Consider the following 2,897-nt stretch of genomic DNA (forward strand, 5'->3'; position numbering starts at 1 on the left):
AATCGGACATTCATCGAAAAGTGGTATAACGGTGCCGCTAACATGTATTTAAAGAACTATTCACCCATGCACCATAAATGGAGCGAAGCCGTCGGCGCATTAAAGGATTCAAGACTTTCACCGGAAGAATTGCAGGCCTTTTTTGACAAAGAGAGCTGGCAGGAATGGCTAGGGACAAAGCCAGATCCGAAGCCTTTCACTATTGGACTCCGGTTAACCGAGCCACCTGATGGCAATGGGCCCTGGGTGCTCGACGTAACCCTCCGTTCCAAAAGGGATGAAAATATCGTTGAAACCTATACCGGAAAAAAACTGCCGCGCGGCTGGAACAAATATGCTAGCGAAGTGGTGCGGGCCACGAAACGCTGGCAGCTCGTCGTGCCTTGGCTTGGAGAAAACGGAAGGCTGAAAAGGGAGATTTCAGAAACGGACGCATGGGAGTTCTTGACCGATGCAAGTGAAAAACTTCTTTTCCTTGGCGTAGAAATCCTCCTTCCATCCTGGTGGCTTGCCTTGAAGGAATCCTCCTTGAAGGTGAAGGCCAAAGTAAAGAGCCAATCCAACCGCGGTCCTTCTTACGTAGGGCTGAAAGCTTTAATGGATTTTGATTGGCGCTTTTCATTGAATGGCAAGGAGCTCACCGAGGCGGAGTTCGAGGAGCTCGTCGACCAAAAAAGGCGGCTCGTCTTCATTCGCGGTCAATGGGTCAAGCTTGATCCGGCTTTCATTAAACAAATTCAGGTACTGATGGAAACAGCTAATGAAAAAGGAATACAGCTATCAGACCTGCTGCAGCAGGAATTATTGAATGGAGAAGATGAAGGTGGAGATATCGATGCGGAAAATGACGATATGCTCCGAATTCAATTTGAATTGAATCAGGAGCTCCGTAAGATGATCGGAAGGCTCAGGGAAGCCAAAAACATTTCCATCCTGCCCGTCCCTGCCGAACTTCAAGGCGACCTACGCCCCTATCAAAAGCTGGGCATGAGCTGGCTGCTTTTTTTAAGGGAGCATGGCTTTGGCGCTTGCCTAGCCGACGATATGGGGCTGGGGAAAACGGTCCAGATGATTGCCTACCTGCTTCATGTCAAAAACAAAGAAGGAGCCGGTAAAGAGCTGCCCGTTACATCCAGTGACGAGCAAAAGATTGAAACGATCATCGTCGAAGAGGAAGTCGGCCCAGGGGTCAGTGATGCAGAAGATACCCTTGTCCCCACTCCTGAACCTGTATCCGTACAATCTGCGCTCATCGTCTGCCCTACATCGGTCCTTGGCAACTGGCAGAAGGAATTGGAAAAATTCGCACCGACACTTAAAGTCCACCTTCATTACGGATCGAATCGTTCAAAAGGTGAGGTCTTCGCCAAAAATGCGGCACAGCACGATATTGTGTTAACCTCATATGGCCTGACGCATCAAGATGCCGCTGAGCTCTCGTCCATCCAATGGAGCAGCGTCATCCTTGATGAAGCACAGAACATCAAGAATGCCCAAACCAAGCAATCCAAGGCAGTCCGTAAACTCAATGGCCAGCATCATATCGCTTTATCGGGTACGCCAATGGAAAACCGCTTAAGTGAGCTATGGGCGATTTTCGATTTCATTAACAAAGGATATCTTGGAACGCTGGGCCAATTCCAGGAAAAATATGTGGCCACCATCGAACGGGATGAACAAAAAGATAAAATCAAGGAATTGCAGCGTTTAATACAGCCGTTCTTGCTCCGTCGTACAAAACGGGATAAAGATGTCGCACTCAACCTTCCCGATAAGCAGGAGCAGAAGGAGTTCGTCCCGCTTACCACCGAGCAAGCATCGTTGTATGAACAACTGATTAAGGATACTTTCACTGATATCGAACAACTATCAGCCTTTGAACGAAAAGGCATCATCCTGCAGATGCTGAATAAGCTGAAGCAGCTTTGCAATCACCCAGCTCTTTATTTAAAAGAGATGGATAAGGAAAACATCCTGAAGGCGGCTAACCGATCCGGCAAACTCGAGAAGCTTACCGAGCTTGTTGATGCCGTCCGCGAACAGGATGAAAGCTGTCTCATTTTCACCCAATATATCGGGATGGGCAACATGATGAAAGAATTGCTGGAAAAACGATATAACATCGAAGTTCCATTCCTGAACGGGAGTGCAAACAAGAAGCAGCGCGATGATATGATTACACGCTTCCAAGATGGCGAATTCCCCATCTTCATTCTTTCATTAAAGGCTGGCGGCACCGGTCTTAACCTAACGGAAGCAAACCACGTGATCCATTATGATCGCTGGTGGAACCCGGCTGTCGAGAATCAAGCCACGGACCGTGCCTACCGAATTGGACAGCAGCGATTCGTTCATGTTCATAAGCTAATCTGTACAGGGACACTGGAAGAAAAGATTGATCAAATGCTCGATAAAAAACAAGCATTGAACGACGAAATCATCAGCAGTGACAACTGGATCACCGAACTTTCCACTGAGGAAATCAAGGACCTGGTCGCTCTTCAATAAGGTACAAAAGGAGAATGCCTATCGAATGGGCATTCTCCTTTTTCCGTTTGAATAGCCATCAAATGGAGTGAAAATCGTTTCTAAAAAATCGAACTCAACAAATAAAGAGCCGTAATCCAGATGATGATGGCCGATACTTTATTTAACATACCAAGGAACTTGCCAGTAGTATCAATCTTTTTCAGCAATCGTCCCGCCAGACATAGTCCATGGAACCAGCACCATGACACAGCGATGCACGTTACCGTGAAAATCACTTTATCCGTTCCTGAATATACAAGCGAGCTCGATCCGATTACACCGATCGTATCCAAGATTGCATGCGGATTGAGCAATGATACCGATAAAGCAAAAATCATCTGTTTTTTTGCTGACATTTGCTTAGTTTC

General features: G+C 46.9%; 2 protein-coding genes. One reads left to right on the forward strand and one right to left on the reverse strand.

Going from position 1 to position 2,897, the window contains the following annotated elements:
* The coding region (locus CVN76_RS21645; protein ID WP_100533018.1) for a DEAD/DEAH box helicase at nucleotides 1-2,508 on the forward strand (2,508 nt) is incomplete at its 5' end.
* A gap of 80 nt (nucleotides 2,509-2,588) precedes the next feature.
* Here CVN76_RS21645 and CVN76_RS21650 read toward each other — a convergent pair.
* The coding region (locus CVN76_RS21650) for a LysE/ArgO family amino acid transporter (RefSeq protein ID WP_157805752.1) at nucleotides 2,589-2,897 on the reverse strand (309 nt) is incomplete at its 5' end.

The organism is Bacillus sp. mrc49 (genome assembly GCF_002803435.1).